Genomic DNA, 706 nt, shown 5'->3' with positions numbered 1-706 from the left:
ATAATATGAAGACGGCGGTGACGAGCGTGTTCACGGGGAAGGAGCGGGTCTTCAACCGGCGGTTCCTGATCATGACCGACCATTATATGGTCGAGCCCACCGCCTGCTCGCCGGCGGCGGGATGGGAGAAGGGCCAGGTCGAGAACCAGGTGCAGACGATCCGGGGCCGCTTCTTCCAACCCCGGTTGCGGTTCGCCAGCCTCGACGAGCTCAATGGCTGGCTGGAGGCCGAGTGCCAGCGCTGGGCGGAACGACAGGCACACCCGGAACAGGGCGAGCTGACCGTGGCGCAGGCGCTGGAGATCGAGCGATCGGCACTGCAGCCGATGCTGGGACCGTTCGACGGCTTTAACGAGAGCGAGCATGCGGTGACGGGCACCTGCCTGATCAGCTTCGATCGCAACCGCTACTCGGTTCTCTCGACGGTGGCGCGGCGGACGGTGCAGGTCCGGGCCTATGCCGACCGCATTGTCGTGCGCTGCGGCGAGGAGGTTGTCGCCGAGCATCCCCGCTACTTCGGGCGCAACCGCACGATCTATGACCCCTGGCATTATCTGCCGGTACTGGCCCGCAAGCCCGGAGCGCTGCGGAACGGCGCGCCCTTCCAGGACTGGGATCTGCCGCCGGCGCTGGCGCGCCTGCGCCGCAAGCTTGGCAATGGCGACGATGCCGACCGCCGGTTCGTCCGTGTGCTGTCGGCCGTGCT

At 67.1% G+C, this 706-nt stretch carries 1 pseudogene; it reads left to right on the top strand.

Annotated elements, in window-relative coordinates:
- A pseudogene (locus ET21_RS0109505) lies at nucleotides 1–706 on the top strand (IS21 family transposase); the annotation flags it as partial.

The organism is Sphingobium sp. DC-2, from assembly GCF_000722555.1.
Lineage (GTDB): Bacteria > Pseudomonadota > Alphaproteobacteria > Sphingomonadales > Sphingomonadaceae > Sphingobium > Sphingobium quisquiliarum.
Note: the sequence above shows the minus strand (reverse complement) of the source record. Positions and strands in the feature narration are given on the sequence as shown.